This is a genomic window from Chryseobacterium contaminans (assembly GCF_001684955.1).
GTDB classification, from domain to species: Bacteria; Bacteroidota; Bacteroidia; order Flavobacteriales; family Weeksellaceae; genus Chryseobacterium; species Chryseobacterium contaminans.
The window spans coordinates 1-430 of sequence record NZ_MAYF01000289.1; the positions used below are offsets into that span (position 1 = coordinate 1).

A 430-nucleotide genomic window follows, 5' to 3' on the forward strand; every position below is an offset into this window, starting at 1 on the left:
ATGGTCGGTCACCCCGTCGAGACGTTCTGCACGATCCTAGACCTCAAGAACGTCTCGCTCTCCAACTTCTGGCGCGTCAAGGACTATGTGGGCAAGGCGACGCAGATCGGACAAGACCGCTACCCCGAGGTCATGGGGAAGTTCTACATCATCAACGCGCCCTGGGGATTCGGCGCCGTTTGGAGCGCTGTCAAGGGCTGGCTCGATCCCGTCACGGCGGCCAAGATCGACGTGTGCGGAAGCGACTTCAAGGCGAAGTTGCTCGAGCAGATCCCCGCGGAGAACCTCCCGAAGGAGTATGGCGGGACTTGCGCTTGTCATGGGAGCTGCTCGCTCAGCGATGCCGGGCCATGGAATGACGCAGAGAAGCCGGCTGAGGCGTCCGCACCGGCGCCGGCGACGGCAGCGTAAGGGTTGGATGTAAATGACA

The 430-nt window shown here is 62.1% G+C and carries 1 protein-coding gene; it reads left to right on the forward strand.

Annotated elements, in window-relative coordinates; genetic code table 11:
• Positions 1-411 (forward strand): SEC14 family lipid-binding protein (locus BBH99_RS13630; RefSeq protein WP_066696649.1); only part of this gene is annotated, 411 nt, incomplete at its 5' end.
• Positions 412-430 lie beyond the last annotated feature (19 nt).